The sequence below is a fragment of the Marinicella meishanensis genome, from assembly GCF_019931145.1.
GTDB classification, from domain to species: Bacteria; Pseudomonadota; Gammaproteobacteria; order Xanthomonadales; family Marinicellaceae; genus Marinicella; species Marinicella meishanensis.
In genome coordinates this window covers 26239-41694 of sequence record NZ_JAIOUV010000006.1, presented here as the reverse complement: position 1 = coordinate 41694, position 15456 = coordinate 26239, and the positions used below count along the sequence as shown (strand labels likewise).

Annotated in this window: 12 protein-coding genes; 6 read left to right on the top strand and 6 right to left on the bottom strand. The window is 49.1% G+C overall.

Going from position 1 to position 15456, the window contains the following annotated elements; translation table 11 throughout:
* Positions 1–48 precede the first annotated feature (48 nt).
* Complete coding sequence (locus K7G70_RS11155; RefSeq protein ID WP_223788728.1) at positions 49–357, bottom strand: ArsR/SmtB family transcription factor; 309 nt, start codon at positions 355–357, stop codon at positions 49–51.
* Positions 358–674: 317 nt separating this feature from the next.
* A complete protein-coding gene (locus tag K7G70_RS11150) occupies positions 675–3266 on the bottom strand; it encodes a TonB-dependent receptor plug domain-containing protein (RefSeq protein ID WP_223788727.1) in 2592 nt (863 codons plus the stop codon).
* 588 nt (positions 3267–3854) lie between these two features.
* On the opposite strand from K7G70_RS11150, the gene K7G70_RS11145 reads away from it, so the two are divergent.
* Both K7G70_RS11145 and K7G70_RS11140 read left to right on the top strand, forming a co-directional pair.
* Positions 3855–4766: a helix-turn-helix domain-containing protein gene (locus K7G70_RS11145; RefSeq protein WP_223788726.1), complete on the top strand. Its 912-nt coding sequence runs from the start codon at positions 3855–3857 to the stop codon at positions 4764–4766.
* A gap of 146 nt (positions 4767–4912) precedes the next feature.
* A complete protein-coding gene (locus tag K7G70_RS11140) occupies positions 4913–6064 on the top strand; it encodes a sterol desaturase family protein (RefSeq protein WP_223788725.1) in 1152 nt (383 codons plus the stop codon).
* A 44-nt stretch (positions 6065–6108) separates the two neighbouring features.
* Here K7G70_RS11140 and K7G70_RS11135 read toward each other — a convergent pair whose 3' ends face one another.
* Positions 6109–7266 carry a hypothetical protein gene (locus tag K7G70_RS11135; RefSeq protein ID WP_223788724.1) on the bottom strand — a complete coding sequence of 386 codons (1158 nt, stop codon included), beginning with the start codon at positions 7264–7266 and terminating at the stop codon, positions 6109–6111.
* 329 nt (positions 7267–7595) lie between these two features.
* Between K7G70_RS11135 and K7G70_RS11130 the strand changes: the two genes are divergently transcribed.
* Both K7G70_RS11130 and K7G70_RS11125 read left to right on the top strand, forming a co-directional pair.
* A complete protein-coding gene (locus K7G70_RS11130) occupies positions 7596–7841 on the top strand; it encodes a hypothetical protein (RefSeq protein ID WP_223788723.1) in 246 nt (81 codons plus the stop codon).
* Positions 7842–7878: 37 nt separating this feature from the next.
* Positions 7879–9186, top strand: a complete 1308-nt coding sequence (locus K7G70_RS11125) for a DUF8740 domain-containing protein (RefSeq protein WP_223788722.1) — start codon at positions 7879–7881, stop codon at positions 9184–9186.
* 45 nt (positions 9187–9231) lie between these two features.
* Here K7G70_RS11125 and K7G70_RS11120 read toward each other — a convergent pair whose 3' ends face one another.
* Positions 9232–9450 carry a hypothetical protein gene (locus K7G70_RS11120; protein WP_223788721.1) on the bottom strand — a complete coding sequence of 73 codons (219 nt, stop codon included), beginning with the start codon at positions 9448–9450 and terminating at the stop codon, positions 9232–9234.
* Positions 9451–9609: 159 nt separating this feature from the next.
* Between K7G70_RS11120 and K7G70_RS11115 the strand changes: the two genes are divergently transcribed.
* Both K7G70_RS11115 and K7G70_RS11110 read left to right on the top strand, forming a co-directional pair.
* Positions 9610–9771, top strand: a complete 162-nt coding sequence (locus tag K7G70_RS11115; protein WP_223788720.1) for a hypothetical protein — start codon at positions 9610–9612, stop codon at positions 9769–9771.
* A 142-nt stretch (positions 9772–9913) separates the two neighbouring features.
* The gene (locus K7G70_RS11110) at positions 9914–12127 is read left to right on the top strand and encodes a S41 family peptidase (RefSeq protein ID WP_223788719.1); all 2214 of its coding nucleotides are present in this window, start codon (positions 9914–9916) and stop codon (positions 12125–12127) included.
* A 130-nt stretch (positions 12128–12257) separates the two neighbouring features.
* Here K7G70_RS11110 and K7G70_RS11105 read toward each other — a convergent pair whose 3' ends face one another.
* On the bottom strand, positions 12258–13697 hold the full coding sequence (locus K7G70_RS11105) for a serine hydrolase domain-containing protein (RefSeq protein WP_223788718.1): 1440 nt from the start codon (positions 13695–13697) through the stop codon (positions 12258–12260).
* Positions 13694–15355, bottom strand: a complete 1662-nt coding sequence (locus K7G70_RS11100) for a S41 family peptidase (RefSeq protein ID WP_223788717.1) — start codon at positions 15353–15355, stop codon at positions 13694–13696. Before K7G70_RS11100 ends, K7G70_RS11105 begins: the two co-directional genes overlap by 4 nt.
* Positions 15356–15456 lie beyond the last annotated feature (101 nt).

Below are 15456 nucleotides of genomic sequence, written 5' to 3'. Positions count from 1 at the left end.
AGTCAGTTATATTGAAATATATCTATATGTCTATATTATAATGAAGCCTCATTCAGCCGTCAAGAATTCTCCATAGGCTTTTATCACTGCTTCATTCCTTTTGAAATAAGTCCATTTCCCATGTCTGGTCGAAGTCAACAAGCCACACTGTTCCATGTTGGCAAGGTATGTCGATATGGTCGGCTGAGACAGTCCTGACTTGTCCTGGATATAACTGACACATACACCGTCATTAAAGTGTTTGAGGGTTTGGTGTGGTGGAAAATGCTGATCTGGTTTTTTCAACCAAAGCAAAATTTGAATGCGGGTCTGATTAGACAAACACTTACCAATGGTTGTCGCTTGTAATAAGTTCATGTTGAAAATTGTTGCGTACCTGATAACAATGCATGACTTATTTTAACGTTGATTGGGCGTTTTTAATCGAAATAATTCAAACCCCAGCCATTACTTGAATATCAACGCATTCGGACCAATTCAAGGCAATGCAATCGATTATCATCAACAACTGGCTTAAAAAAATGTGTCATCACCCTGAAACTCACTATATAGATGCAATTTTATGAAGTGGAATTTCTACAATTAACAGAGAACATATTAATCAAAGCGAGTGATGACACAAACCTGTGGGAGTGAGGCGAATCAGTCACCTCACCCCTGCTTACCTAACCTGATCAGAACGTTTGGGTGTATCTGAAGTAGGTCACGCGACCATAACCATCATACAAGTTGAAGTCATAATCACGGTTGCCGATGGCCCCCCGGTTAACCGGTGGGAATTTCTCGCCGGCGTTACGCACACCCACGGTGAAGCGACCATCCCAAGCGGCGTGGTAGTTCAACTGCACATCATGGGTGGTCCAAGATGGCGCCGACAAGTTGGCGGCATCAGCGTCTTGGTCACCGATGTAGTTGATGTTGTAGGCCAAAGACCAGTCACCATAAGAGTATTGGTTAGACAACACCGCTCTTTGCTCTGGGAAACCAGGAGATTTGGCCAACTCAGGACCGCCATCAACCGACAAGTCCAGGATGTGGGACAGCTGGAATTGCGTGGTCATGTTGCCACCCAAAATCTCGTAGTTGAATCGGGCATTCAAGTCCAAACCTGAGGTTTCCACTTCACCGTCGTTACCGAAACCAGTGAAACACTGAATGATGGAACCGGTTGGTGAACGTTGACAGAACAAGCCTGGTGGATTGTTGACGCCATTGATTTCATTGTTGATGACCGCTTGCGCCGTGAACTGACGTATCCGGTTGGTGATCTCAATGTTGTAGTAATCCAAGGTGAAGTTGAACCAATCAAATGGCTCGTAAGCCAGACCCACCGACCATTGGTCAGAATCTTCTGGTTGCAACAAGGAGTTGGCTTGGATGAAGTCATTGATCTGCAGTGAACATGTCGCCGGTTGGCCTTGATTCACACAAGATTGCGGATCACGCACAGTGGTGGCAGAGAACGTGGTTTTCTGCGTCAAGATGTCCAGCGTTGGAGCCCGGAAACCTTGGCCATACGAAGCCCGCAGGGTCAGGTTGTCCAGTGGTTGATAACGCAGCGACACTTTGGGTGCGAAGTTGTCACCGAAGTCTGAGTAATCATCGTAACGACCAGCCACATTGACTTCCAGGTTGTCCATTACGGGGAACAAAGCCTCGAAGAACACCGCGGTCACGTCACGGTCACCGGCCGCTGAGTTGCCTGAAGAACCACCCACTTGGCCCGCTTCAGATTGCGGATCGTACAAGTCGGCGTATTTTTCATTGCGGTGCTCGGCACCGACGTACAGCGAAGCGGGGCCACCGTCCATGTCGAACAGATCAAAGGCCACCGAACCGAACAGCTCGTCTTGATCGTATTTAGAATCACGGAAAATGGTGATGCGCATTTGATTCAACACATTTTCAGGATTGGCATAAGGATTGGCCAGGTCATAAGCACCCGACTCAATCAAACTGGCAGCAGCCGAACGCAACAAGTAATTGCGCCCCACGGTTGAGGTTCGGTTGTCGGTGTGACGCAGACCAAACTCAACTTCGGCGTTGCCGATTTGACCGGTGGTTCCGACCAAGAAATCCAACACCTGATTGGTCACGGTGTCATCGCGATTGCCCAAAGCATCGAAACGGTGCCACCAGTTAACCGCTTGTGGGTCCAAACCTAAAGATGGGTCGTACAAACCACTGTTGGGGTTGGTTGGGTTGTTGGGGCTGTTGGCCGTTAACGGCGTGGAGAAGAATGATGAATCCGGAACCGGAGCATAACGGCCAAAAGATTCGGCTTGGGCGAAAGTGGTGTTGGCCCACAATTCCCAAGAATCATTGATCTCATGCGTGGCTTTGGCATAAAACGACTTATTTTCTGAAGACGCTTCGTCAGCAGAAACCAATGTGAAGTTGTAAGCACAGCGGGTTTGTTGTGGGTTCACCGCAGCGCTGTTGGGTACCGTATAGAAACCCGTGCCGGGGAAATCACAACCCGTGATGAATGAGGTCCAGTCAAAATTATCCGCCCCATCGGTGATGGTGGTGAAACTGTTGCCGTATACGGACGCACCGGCTGGGGTCCAAGGCAAGTCTCGGGCAAAGATGATTTCGCGGTCGTTCCAAGACACACCAGCCAGCAAGCTGGAACGGTCCGAAGAGGCGCCGAATACGATCGATCCTTCTTCACGCTCACCACCGTTGGCAGGAATTGATACTTCAGCCCCACCCAACATGATTTCAGCCCCTTGGTAATCATCACGGGTGATGACGTTGATCACCCCACCGATTGCATCAGAACCGTAGATCGCTGAAGCACCATCAGTCAACACCTCAATGCGCTCAATCGCGCCCATGGGTAAGGTGCTCAAGTTTTGTGAAGATCCTGTGGTTGGCGAAGTGGGTAAACGGCGGTTGTCAATCAACACCAATGTCCGGCCAGAGCCCAAAGCCCGCAGTGACACCTGCGAATCACCTTGCGCCGAACTACCAGACTGAGGTCTGAAAGAACCGGCACTGTTGAAAGTCAGGTTGCGGATGAAGTCGGCGGCGTTGGACTCACCACTGAGTTCGATTTGTTCACGGGTGATGACGGTGATGGGCAATGCACCTTCAACGTCTGAGCGTTTGATGCGCGAACCGGTGACCGTGATCTTACCCTGCTCTTCTACTGACTCGTCGTCGCTGTCTTGGGCGAAAGCGACGGTTCCCAATGCAGAAGAAGCAATCAAACCGGTTAACAATGCTTTTTGCACGGCATCGGTCATGGGATTACGTTTCATGTTCATTTATGTGTTCTCCAAATGGTTATCCTTGAGTTGGCTCAATAAAATTAATTGTCATATCCTTTAGGAAGCTCATGGTACGGTTTGCCCCAAACACTGCATTGTATAAATGTGTCAAATTCACTAAAAATTAACAAACCCATGAAACCAGCTGGCAGCAGCCAAAGCAACGGCCAAATTGTTGATTCAAAATCGCTGTAATGAACCATTGAACGACAACCAACACAGCCCACGAAGATCACCGTAAATCAAGCACTGAAGCCACTTTACAGCGGCGCTTCCAGTGCCCTTACCGCCACCAAAAAGCTGGCTTGTTCGCCAGGAAAAATAAAGCCGTGATGAAGCCAACACGGTGGCATGTAAGGACCACGACAAAACCGCGAATGGGATCTGCCAGATACCCCCTGAAACCACCATATAGCGACGTTCTGCGAGTGGGAATGACGCATTTTTACAAGAAATCAGGGCCCAAGTTACGCAAAATACTAATTTTGACGTAGCTTTTGAAATCAGGCCTTTTTTGAACCATTCAAATGATGACCTTCCACCCATGAAAAGAGCGACCACTTTGGGTATCTTGGATCAATGAATCGAATTGAAATGACCCAAACCAGGCAACACCCTTCCAATCATCAACCCTTTGGCAACCCGATTGAAATGACGAATTCGCACATTCCCAGCATCAACATCTGCAGTTGCTCGCATTATTCCCATTCCAGGAAAAGTCAATCTCATTTCAATTATTCATTGGTGCAATCTTTCTCACCCTCACAAGACAAGACCACCTGTTCTGGACTGGATGGTGTGGACATCTCATCGTGGATCACGATCATCATTGAAGGCGATGTTTATTACCAGTCACCCAACCAACAACGACTCCAATTACCGCGGGTGCACTTGGTCAAAAACAAACCCTCTGCTGGCCAATGGTCCAGCCCTCAACCAGGTAAACTGGTCCACTTCAGATTCAAATCCAGACACACCTTTGACCACACCCAGTTGCAGGAAGTTGCCGATGGCATTTACCGCCTCGATCAAGCCCAAGAGGATGACTTGATCTATCGCTTCATGTTGGACAACATTGGCACCAACGAGATCAATTTTCCTCAATCGGATCGATCAATTCCATTCATCCAGGTGCCCAATCACACCAAAGCGCATAAATTGTTGTCCTTGATTTCCACCGACCCCAACCTGGACCAGTTGGAAGCCAAAATGAATTTGTCCAAACGCACCGTGCAAAGGCTCTGCGGCAATTCCTTCAATCTCAACATCTCTCAAATCAAAAACATTTACCGCTTCAAACGGGTGTTGCACACCTACCGCAAAAACCAAAACATCAGTATGGCTGAATTGGCCGCCAATGCCGGCTACTATGATGAAAGCCACATGATCAAAGACTTCACCAACTTGAATTACCCCTCACCCAAAAAGTTTTTCCAAATGAACCACCTGATCAGGGGCTTCATGCAGTGCGAGGTCAAATACTTCGATTAATCTCCCACAGGCCCCACCAAGACCGCAAATCAAAATCACATCAGCCCCCCACCACCCGTCCCGGTCACCTGTTTGAATCCTGAGTAAAGTTGGATAATCTGCGTAATCATTGCTAAACTGGGTCTGCCGTTTCCAAGGAGTTATTTATGCGTTTTGAATCTGAAGGATATGAATACAAGAAACGGGTCACACCTGACCTGTCTGACAAAGCTTTTCGCATCGGCGATGGCCGCATCAGTGGCTACCTCTCGATGTTTTTGGGCATCATCAGTTTGTTGGCGGTGTTGGCCTACCAATACCCCAGTTACTTGACCACAGCTGACTTGCGGGCGGCCTATGATGCCGAGTTTTTACAAGACGTGCTGATGTATTGCATGTGGATTTCTTTGGGCTTTGGGTTGTTGACCTTTATTTTGAACAAACGCAAACGGATGGGTGCCACCGGCGTCTTGTGTACCTTGTTGGCCTTTGCCCTCGGTGGTTATCACATCCCCACCGGACCGGTGGAACCGAGTCAACTGTCGTTCGGTTTGGATTGGTTGTTGCTGGCATTTGTGGCCTCGGCTGCGGTGTTCATTTTCATCGAAAAAGTCTTTCCCAAATACCGCGAACAAATCATCACCCGGCCAGAATGGAAACTGGACATGATTTACTTCATCGTCAACCATTTGTTGATCACTGTGTTGCTGCTGGTGGCCAACTACTTTTTCACCAAGGTGTTTTCGTGGGCAATCAGTGCCGACCTGCAAGCCTTCGTGCAATCCCAACCCCTGTGGCTTCAAGTCATCATGCTGGTGTTGGCCGCCGACTTTGTGTTGTACTGGTCACACCGCCTGTATCATGAAGTACCCAGCCTGTGGAATATCCACGCCGTACACCACTCTGTGGAATACATGGACTGGCTGGCCGGTTCCCGCAACCACATCGTGCAAACCTTTTCTGACCGCATCATCGCCATTGTACCCTTGTATCTGATCGGTCCGGACAAAGCGGCACTGGACATATACGTGTCTTTCGCGGCCTTCCAGGCAGTCTACGTGCATGCCAACGTCAACATCCCATTGGGCCCGCTGCAGTACATCCTGGTCACCCCGAAATTCCATCACTGGCACCACAGTTCTCAAAAACCGGCCATCGACACCAACTATTCGGTACACACCCCACTGTTCGACAAATTGTTCAACACCTACCACATGCCCAAAGAGCACTGGCCCTCACACTACGGCACCGTGCCACGGATTCCCCGTACTTTTTTCCAACAATTGTTTTACCCATTCAGCAAGGGTAATAAGAAATAGGTGGTTGCATGGCAGAAACTTGCCGGATTTAGGTTTTTTTGCCTTCAATCAGCTTCAAAATCATCCATGAAAATTATGTCAGATGTGAATGAGGTAGAGACCTCATATGCGCCTAGTGACCCATAATCACTGTAGCCATGGTCATCGGGATCGCTGGTACTTTGGGGTCGCCCCACGCCATCAACGAACAACCAATAGACTCCAGCTGGCAGGTTGGTGCTGATGGCAGCATCCAATAGGTCCAAGGGATCGTCTGAAGCAACAAGCATTCCGGTGGCCACATCAACCAAATCAATGGCCACATCAAGGTTGGTAAATTGATGTGGGGCTTGCACCATTATGTCGACCAGACCACCGCCAGTCACCAACTCAAACACGTCGACATCCGAGTTTTGTTCAATGATGCCGGTGACTTCATCTGCCAAGATTCGAGTGGCTGAAGCGCCATCATCGCCATGGTCATCCAGGCGGTAACCGAAACCCCAAGTGCCACTGGTGATGATGGCAAGGTCATCTTCCTGGTTGTTGGCATTGGGATATTCGCCCTGACTCCATTGCGACAGGTTCACAAAATAGCCCACGCCTTTGATGGTCGACCAGGATGTTGGTCCAGTGCCATGTCCGGCATAATAGGCCACCACATTGTCACCATCTATTCTCAGGGACAAGGTGCTGCCCACGAAATGGCTGATTGCTTCACGGATCCCGGTCAGTGAGGTGTTAAACACGTAGGCAGGTGTATCACTGTTCCAATTCCAAGAACTGAGGTATGCTACCCCACCAGCCGAACCCGGGTACCAATCTTCTGGCCCAATCACCACCCGCACACCCCACTTTTCATCACCCCCGCCACTGTTAATCAAGTCCGCCACAGGTGGCTGTTCGGTGGTGACATTGACTGCAAAAGGCAAGAAATCTTCAGCCACAGACAACCAAATATTCCGGATGGTGTCCAACTCGGTTTGATTGAAGGTGGTGCGGTCGCCATCCAAACTCCAAGCCAACGTGGTGAAGTCTGCGCCACCAGTGAAATTTGAATTCCAGGGAGTTCCTGATGTGACATGACCATTAAAGTCCAAATAGATGGTGTGACTTGCACATGGTAAACTATGTAACTCAAAGGCTCCAGGCATTTGGGCCTTGGCGGCATCCCCATGGACCAACAACAGCCACATGCCAGCTTGCAAAAACAGTTTTTTCATGATCATATCCCACCCCTCACTCACATCATTGTAACAACAATATCCATCGTTAGCCAACTTGATGGTTCAGGCACAGCCATGTTTGGCGTAGCACCAGGGATTGTCTGTGATTCATGTCGACCCAGCAGCCATAGGCAACAACGACGGTCCCCTTGGGCCGAGAAATTCAATGATCCATTGATTAAATACAAAATAAAACAAGGAAGTGAACCCAAGGAAAGTCACCCGATCCCTAGAATCCACTGGCAAAACCACGAGTCTGAATGTCCAGGCATTATTCGTCTGAAGGTGTTGAATTCTCACAATCTGTTGCGGTAAAGTGTTGAACGATGAAGGCATTGTTGATGATTTTGATGTGCATGACCGGGACGGATGAAGTCACCGGCACCAGTGACCTTGCGATTCAAAAATCCACCATCAACAACAGTGGTGGCATCAGCACCAATCAAAGATTCTCCCTCCAAAGCAGCCTGGCCCAAAGCGATGCCAGCCAAATGACCAGCAGCCGCTACGCCATCAAGGGTGGCTACTGGCAAGGCAACGGGGATTTGATCTTTGCCAACGAGTTTGAATAAGGGGTGAATTATGCGGAACTTTATTGGGATACTTTTCATGTTTGTGGTGACCCTGTTTGGGGACGCGAAAGCCCAACCAGTGGATCAGTCATTCAATTACCAAGGTGAATTATTGGACCAAGGCAGTCCTGCCAGTGGCGTCTATGATTTTCAAATCCAAGCCCATGGGGATCCCGTGCTCACCGACCCGATTGGCAACCAGGTCGAAGTGTTGGGTGTGGACGTCGACCAAGGCCAGTTTTTCTTGCCTGAATTGGACTTGGGCAGCAACGCATTGGATGGCTTATCCATTTGGTTGGAGATCAGGGTCAAAAGCAACGCCGATGCCCAGTATGAAACTTTGAGCCCCAGACAAAAGCTCCTGGCGGTTCCCTATGCCAGCACCTTGATCGATAAAGGCGCCCAGGCCGGTCAGATTTTGACCTTTGATCAAACCCTCGGGTGGTTGCCTGGCGATGACGCAGACCAACAAAGCATCACCGGTTTGGCCCTCAATGGCACCACCTTGACCGTGGGCATTGAAAACGGCAACAGTGACACCGTTGATTTGTCAGGCTTGCAAGACGGCACCGGCACCGATGACCAAACCTTGTCATTGGTGGGTACCGATTTGTCCATCACCGATGGCAACACAGTGGACCTTTCACCCTTGCAAGACGGCACCGGTACTGATGATCAAACTTTGTCATTGGTAGGCACCGATTTATCCATTACCGATGGCAACACGGTGGACCTTTCACCCTTGCAAGACGGCACCGGTACCGACAGCCAGACCTTGTCCCTCAACGGGCCTGACTTGAGCATCTCCAATGGCAACAGCGTGAACATCCCGCAGCTGTTGTATGAACAACAAATCAATGGAGGAGCCATCACCACCATTCAAAATGAAGGGGGCCGATTCCAAGCAGTCGCCACCGCCATCGACACCGGATCCTTTAGCCCAAATCAAAGAACCGTGCCCATTCCCCAAGCAATCCTCGAAAATTATTGTGGTGATTTGGATGGTTGTCGAATCATTTTGGGCATGCGCAACTGGTTCAGTGGCACCGTCCATGGCGAGTTGGTGATGGCCGTGACCCAATTCCACTATGATCCGGTCACCCGCTACTGGCGCACCCAAGAAGACAATGGCGCCTTCGTCACCGGCATCGACAACTCAAACACCGGCACCCACATCGTGATGGACATCTACAGCGGGTGTTTTTTCACCGACTCGGTGTTCATCAATGCGGTCAATCAAAATGATAACGAGGTGGGCATGCACCTGTTGTACTGGAGCGCCTATGTCAATTTGGCCCTGCCTGTCGATCAAATTAAACGCTGTGAATTAACCGTCATCGACTGATCATTCGTATCATGATGGCTTCAACTGCGCCCAAAATTTGCCTCATTACCCCTTATTGTGTTGGTAATCTGGCCAATTCACCCACAAGGTAAACAAGGGGCCAAAGATCGGTACGAGGCAATTGATCAACATTTGATACCATTTTCTGCGGTGGTCATTGAACGGTGTGTTCAGAGTCACGTAAATGGCGTAAATATGCAGCAACAGAATCAAAGCCAGAAACAATACCAACAGATAACCCAAAACCGGTGGTATGTATGCCATACAAGCTCCATCAAGACTTGTTCAACAGTATATCTGCATTCAATCAAATGTGGTTATGACTTATCTTCATAAGCCAGTGAATGAGCAAATGAGACCACACCGACTTGAAAGTTACCCCGACTCACTGATTCATTTCATGTGCCACTATATTGATGAGCGGTGCAAAAAATCAGCAAAGCAGGATTGACGAATGATTGCCATAAGCCATGGAAAACTCAAGCTGTAAAAATTGATTCATTGATCCAGCGGAATTATTTTTTGATTGGTAAGGTCAAACCTGAATCCACCACGGTGCTGATCAGAGAAGTCAGCACCCATTGACCGCTGAGCTTGCTGCCATTTTTGAGAGAACAAATGACATGATCAAAAAACACCCACACTTCGCTTGGATTTTGCTGCATCATACCCACATCTACTGAACCCAAAATGCTGGGAATACATTAATCCAATCCACAGGGACGCCATGAAATTGTTAATCTTACTGTTGCTTTTAGTGCCTCAACTGGCCCAATCCACCGACTACCAAGTCATTCAAAAGTTTTTGAATTTTGAAGAAATCGAGGACGGACGACCTTTTGGGTGGAATGATTTTGGCAGCGCTGACTATCAGATTGGGGTTGATGCCGAAATCAAGTATTCAGGCAACCATTCAGCGGTGATTGCATACCAGGGTGATCAACCCAACTTCAAAGCGTGGTCTTATGAGTTACCGGCCAATTACAACGGTGAGAAAATCAAATTATCGGCTTATGTCAAAACAGAAAATGTCACAGATGGTTTTGCTGGGCTCTGGTTACGACTGGACCCTCAAGTTGATTTCAACAACATGAATGAACGGGGCATCACCGGCACCAACGAATGGCAAAAATATGAAATTGAGCTGAATTATGTGCCCAGTGCCGTGTCGCAGATTGCTTTTGGCGCATTGCTGGTGGGTCAAGGCAAAATGTGGATCGATCAGTTTGAACTGAGCATCGATGGCAAACCATTGAGCGAAGTCCCGACAGCGGTCAAACCACCGGCTGAGTTGGACGCCGAGTTCGACCAGGGCTCAGGATTGGAACTGCGTGACCTGAGCCAACAACAGCATGAAAACCTGGTGTTGTTGGGCCGGGTTTGGGGTTTTTTGAAATACCACCACCCGGCGGTGGCCAAAGGCCTATACAACTGGGACTATGAATTGTTTCGGCTGTTACCTGCCTATCTGAAGCACACCGACACCATTCAGAGGGATCAGCATCTGTTGCAATGGATTGAGGGTTTTGGCGAAGTTCCTGAAATTGAAATCACCAACCAGCTGGATGTCACCGCCTTGAACTCACCCGATTTCAGTTGGATTAATCATGGCATTTCGACCGAATTAAAAGCGGCTTTGCAGCACATTTATGACAACCGCAACCAAGAACCCCATCATTACATCAGCGCCATCAATGGCGTGGGCAACGCCAAGTTCACCCATGAAAAACCTTACAGCCACATGCCCTATCCCGATGCCGGCTTCCGCTTGTTGGCGGTGTATAAATACTGGAACATGATCAACTATTTCTTTCCCTACATCCACCTGACAGATAAACACTGGCGCGACGTCTTATCCTCATACATCCCCATGTTCTTGGCGGCCGATGATGAGTTGGCTTATGAGATGGCCGCCATCCAATTGATTGGTGAGGTGAATGATTCTCATGCCAGTTTGTGGGAAGGTCATGACCAGTTGGAACAATTTTTCGGCACCCACTACCCACCCGTGCACACCACATTCATCGATGATCAATTGGTGATTGATGGCCATTTTGATGAAAACAAATTCAAGGACTCTGGCCTCAAGTTGGGCGATGTCATCACCCATGTCAATGGAAAAGCCATTGCCAACCGGGTACAACAAATGGAGCATCTGTTCCCGGCGTCCAATCGACCCACGCAACTGCGAGACATTTCTTTCAGCATCCTCAGATCCAACCAAACCAGCAGTGAATGGACCTTACAAAGGGGCCAGCGAACAATCAAACAAAAGGTGGGTCTTTATCCGAAAGCGGATTTGCCGGGGCATTACACTTTCGCCAAACCAATCAATGACCAACCCAGTCATCACCTGCGGGCTGATGGCATCGCTTACATCACGCTGCAAAACATCAAAGACGCAGATTTCGAAACCATCAAACAAGCATACCACTCGGCCAAAGGCCTGGTCATTGACATCCGCAATTACCCTGCGGCATTTGCGGTGTTCAAGCTGGGCACATGGTTCGCTCAACAAGACAGCGAATTTGTCAAATTCACCTTCATCGATGTCCACAATCCGGGTGAATTCAGTTTTCGTGACCAGCCGTTGAGTATTCCCAAATCAACAGACACCTTTCTGGGTCCGGTGGTGGTGTTGGTCAATGAAATGAGCCAAAGCCAAGCAGAATACACCGCCATGGCCTTCAGGGCAGGTCACAACACCACCATCGTTGGCAGCACCACCGCTGGCGCGGATGGCAACATTTCTGGCATCAAATTGCCCGGTGGTTTGTATACCACCATTTCAGGCATTGGGGTGTATTATCCCAATGGGCAAGAAACACAGCGGCTTGGGATTGTGCCAGATGTATGGGTCCGTCCCACCATCCAAGGCATCCGCGAAGGTCGCGATGAAGTGTTGGATAAAGCCATTGAAATCATCCATGCCAAGCAATGAAAACCACATTAATCGGTCTACAAAACCTCGAGGTGAGCTGAGCTGGAATGGACCTGGACCAGCTCCGGATGCCACTGGTGAAACCATTTGGGTGGCCAGTAATGACCACCCAAACGCCTCTTGAGACCAATCAATCCGTGGATTTAAGCCGCTTGACAGCCCTTTGGGCCGATTCCAAACCAGGATCCATTGCCAAGGCTTTTTCATAGCATTGCAGCGCTTTTGTCTGATCATCTTTGGCCAAATAGGCTTCACCCAGGCTGTCCCAAACATTGGCATCCTCAGCCCCAAACAGTTCTGTATTCAATTGAAACAATTCAATCGCTTGGTCGGTTTGGTCCGCAGACAGGAACCCATAACCCACTTGGTTGAGGATCAAGGATTTGGGGTCTGTGGGGTGAAAATTAACCGTCAATGTGGCAAAGTTTTCTCGTATGAATTCAAGGCCATGCTTCACATAGGCTTGGTATATGGACTCAATGGCCGGCAAGGCTGGTTGCTTGGGTTCTTTGCCTCTGATGATGGTCAGGATGCCCAGGCCCAATTGTTCTGCCACCGGCTCATTCATGTTGGCCAATACTGTGATGGTGACTTGATCCCTGAGGACCTCGTAATTCACTGAATTGGCACCATTAAAGCCGCCGGCATGTGGAATGGCCGCACCGCTGTTGAGGTGTTCGCGGGTCATGCGAAAAAATTCATCATACATCTTGCTGGATTCTTTCAGAAGCGTCTGCCCATAATGAAATTCCCGATAGAATCTCATCACATCCGCAGCGGTCGCTTGGAAGCCTCCATCGGGATTGGGCACTTCGACAAAACCCGCGTTGTCACGCAATTCTCCCTGCATGGTTTTGAAATACCCAATGGCCCGGTTGGGCACTTGGTATTTGTCAGTAAGGTAGGTGTTAGAAAGACCCAACGGATCAACCACCCACTCTTTCACCACCTGGTGATACGTTTTGCCGGTGATTCTTTCGATCACTGCCCCCAACAGAATGTATCCAGAGTTGCTGTATTCCATGTGTTCACCGGGCGGAAACAGCAAAGGCATTTGACCAATCCTTTGCGTCAAAGACGCGATGTCTTTTTCACTGGTTGGTAAATCAAAGAATCCCTCAGACATGTAGTAATCGCCAAAGCCCGACGTGTGGTTCAACAGCTGTTCTATGGTAACTTGGGCATAAGGCGGTGACGAAAACTGGGGCAAGAACCGACTGAGTTTGTCCTGCAATCCCAGCTTACCCTGCTCCACCAGTTGCAAGATCACCACCTTGGTAAAGGTTTTGTTCATTGAGCCAATGTCAAATTTGGTCTCCAGGGTGTTTTTGATGTGGTTCTGGCGATCTGCCAAACCAAAAGCTTTGTGGTAAACGGGTTGACCCTTTTCAGCAATCAACACCACACCCGAAAATATATCCAAATCTTGGTATTGTTGAACCAGTTGATCCACTTTTGCCTCAATGGCGGGCCATTGGAATGCGGGGTCAGGTGACTGCTGTTGGGTGGCTTCTTTGGCCTGCACAAGCAACAGGTTCATCATCAATAAGTAAGTGCAATGAAATTTCATCTCAGGTCTCCGATCAGTTGTATTAAAGAATTCAGGTCGTTGGTGGCAGCCAAGATGTCGGGCACCACGCCGCTGCCTTCCCAATCTTGATGGGTGGTGACATGTTGTTCATAAGCAATGGGCACCAAACCAATCAACCCTTTGCTCAGTGGCACATCAATTGAGCCATGTGCTGCACCAAAAGTGGTCTCACCCAGCACCTTGGCTCGCTGATGATTCTGCAGCAAATAAGCCAGCTGCTCGCCGGCCGAAACAGTGTTTTTATTAACGATTACAAACACCGGCATGGTCTGTAATGAGGGATAATCATGCTTGGTTGGGATGGTGCGAATAGGCACCGTTTTGTCTTTCAAAACCCGTTGATACAACACCTTGTCTTTGGGCAAAAGGTGGCTGACAACATATTGATTGAAGTCAGCAGCCCCGCCGGTGTTGTCTCGCAGGTCAATGATCAAACCGGAGGCCACAGCGGCTTGAGACATCAGTGAGTCAATCAACTCTGCGGTCACGGCAAGCGGCATCATTTCAGTGATCTTCAAATAAAACAAGTCGTTATTCGCTAAGCGGCTTGATTGGATGGAAGCAGCCAGTCGTTGCTTGTCTTGGCGGGTGATTGCCACCTCATTGGCAGGGTTTTCATTGAGCCAATTGAACAGATCAGGATTGAATTCAATACCAAAATGATGATCCCCGCTCAATTGAATGAGCCGCTCAGTCAACCGGCTTGAGAGCACTCTTGGACTGGTTACATGCTGGTACAACCCTTGTTGCCAGTCATGCTGCAGCCCCGTTTCGATCTTGGCAACCGCGGCTACAAAGGGGCTGTGCTGGTGCAGCGCCTGAAGGTAATCATCCAGCACCGTTTTGATGTCCTCATTGGATATTTGAGGCTCATTAGCGATGGGGCCAACTGCAAATATGTCTTGGTCAACAGCCTCAGTGAACCCGATTTCAGTCAGTGAATAAACAATGTCCATCCCGGCCCTGTGGTCGGTCCAACCAGTTGGCAACAACAAGCCTTGTTGTGATTCATAGTCACCAAAAGTGCGCCGAACTTCAACCATGCCCAATTGAGGGTGATAAGAACTGAAGACCATGGCCTGAATTAAATGGCTTTTACCATCCACCAAAACCAAGATTTGACCACCATCATGGGTGGTCACTGCAATGTGATGCATGGTTTGGCTTTCGGACTCTGATGAGATCGCCAAACGCATGTTGAAGCCCATTTTTTCAAAGTAATACAAGGGACTCAATGCTGTGGTGTGCAAGGCAGTCCAATTTGACCGCGCATCATCTGGCAGTTTGGTCACATTCACCCCCCTGCCCAAGTCAGTTTCATCAACCACAAAGTATGCCCCTTGGTCGTTAAGCAGCTTGATGATCGGCGGCGTCAAATCCATGCCTCTCAACACTGGCTGCTGCTTGAAGTAATAATGGCTGTTTTGCCACTGCACCGCTTCGAATGGAATGGTCAGGTTGGCAAGCAACAACTCACCACGCATGTGGCTTGATGGGGTGGCCAACCTTTCGGTGGCGCCCAGTGCCTGAAAATGTTGAGCCAACAAGTCAGTGACCGAGTCTGGGGCGCTTTTGCCATCAGCCACCCAGGAAGCCAAAGTGAAAAACAGCAGCGCCAATGATTTGAATTGTTTCATGTCATGGATTTAAAGATGATTCGACACCTGCCATCATAAGAACCATGAATGCCATGGGGGAATTATGTGCCCAACCCCAATTGGCCTGTGATCAAACCACG

Coding starts and splice junctions, on each gene's coding strand:
- K7G70_RS11140 (WP_223788725.1), top strand. CDS start 4,913: ATGCGTTTTGAATCTGAAGGATATGAATACAAGAAACGGGTCACACCT.
- K7G70_RS11100 (WP_223788717.1), bottom strand. CDS start 15,355: ATGAAACAATTCAAATCATTGGCGCTGCTGTTTTTCACTTTGGCTTCC.
- K7G70_RS11145 (WP_223788726.1), top strand. CDS start 3,855: ATGAATCGAATTGAAATGACCCAAACCAGGCAACACCCTTCCAATCAT.
- K7G70_RS11155 (WP_223788728.1), bottom strand. CDS start 357: ATGAACTTATTACAAGCGACAACCATTGGTAAGTGTTTGTCTAATCAG.
- K7G70_RS11130 (WP_223788723.1), top strand. CDS start 7,596: ATGAAGGCATTGTTGATGATTTTGATGTGCATGACCGGGACGGATGAA.
- K7G70_RS11135 (WP_223788724.1), bottom strand. CDS start 7,266: ATGAAAAAACTGTTTTTGCAAGCTGGCATGTGGCTGTTGTTGGTCCAT.
- K7G70_RS11110 (WP_223788719.1), top strand. CDS start 9,914: ATGAAATTGTTAATCTTACTGTTGCTTTTAGTGCCTCAACTGGCCCAA.
- K7G70_RS11125 (WP_223788722.1), top strand. CDS start 7,879: ATGTTTGTGGTGACCCTGTTTGGGGACGCGAAAGCCCAACCAGTGGAT.
- K7G70_RS11120 (WP_223788721.1), bottom strand. CDS start 9,450: ATGGCATACATACCACCGGTTTTGGGTTATCTGTTGGTATTGTTTCTG.
- K7G70_RS11150 (WP_223788727.1), bottom strand. CDS start 3,266: ATGAAACGTAATCCCATGACCGATGCCGTGCAAAAAGCATTGTTAACC.
- K7G70_RS11105 (WP_223788718.1), bottom strand. CDS start 13,697: ATGAAATTTCATTGCACTTACTTATTGATGATGAACCTGTTGCTTGTG.